Raw genomic sequence first — 571 nt, 5'->3', positions numbered from 1 at the left:
TTGCATAGGCGAATGTTTATTTGATTAACTTTTAAACAAGTAAATAAGTTATTAGGAGTTGAAAGGTGTAATGACTGAAAAAGAAAAAATGTTAGCAGAAAAATGGTACGATGCAAACTTTGATCAAGACTTAATCAATGAACGTGCACGAGCGAAAGATATTTGCTTTGAATTAAATCATACAAAGCCGAGTGATACAAATAAAAGAAAGGAATTAATCGATCAATTATTTCAAACAACAACAGACAATGTAAGTATTTCGATTCCTTTTGATACAGATTATGGTTGGAACGTTAAACTAGGAAAAAATGTCTATGTAAACACCAATTGTTATTTTATGGATGGTGGACAGATTACAATTGGCGATAATGTTTTTATAGGACCTAATTGTGGATTCTACACAGCAACACATCCACTTAATTTTTATCATAGAAATGAAGGTTATGAAAAAGCCGGACCCATTCATATTGGCAGTAATACTTGGTTTGGCGGTCATGTAGCCGTGTTACCAGGGGTGACGATTGGAGAAGGCAGTGTGATTGGTGCTGGTAGTGTTGTCACTAAAGATATT

The 571-nt window shown here is 34.0% G+C and carries 1 protein-coding gene; it reads left to right on the top strand.

All coding sequences use genetic code 11. The annotated features are described in order from the left end of the window. Positions 1-70 precede the first annotated feature (70 nt). On the top strand, positions 71-571 hold a 501-nt coding region (locus tag IDG60_RS27060), incomplete at its 3' end, for a sugar O-acetyltransferase (RefSeq protein WP_206160350.1).

The sequence above is a fragment of the Staphylococcus sp. EG-SA-2 genome (assembly GCF_017152085.1).
Note: the sequence above shows the minus strand (reverse complement) of the source record. Positions and strands in the feature narration are given on the sequence as shown.